Here is a 261-nt window from a genome sequence, read left to right as displayed (position 1 = left end):
ATTCTGACGAGCTGGCGCAAGACCCGGGTCTGGAGGGTGGCATCAGCTCTGAACGCTACTTCAACAGCCAGGCGATTGTCTGGGACAAGTTTTATGGCAATGGCCTGCAACACCAGAGCGGCCTTTCCCAACTGGAGGAGAAATTCCAGCTCACTATCGGCCAGGGAAATTTTGTTGACGTCAAAACCAATGACTACATACTGCGCAGCCAGTTTTCCCAACCGCTAGGCATAAATCACTATTTACACTGGGGAGCTGAGC

At 52.1% G+C, this 261-nt stretch carries 1 protein-coding gene; it reads left to right on the top strand.

The features are described from left to right. Positions 1–261: hypothetical protein (locus Q4563_RS20620; RefSeq protein ID WP_303605843.1), on the top strand; the 261-nt coding region annotated here is incomplete at both ends.

Source organism: Gilvimarinus sp. 1_MG-2023, assembly GCF_030548285.1.
The sequence above is the reverse complement of the archived record's forward strand: the minus strand, read 5'-3'. Positions and strand labels throughout refer to the sequence as shown.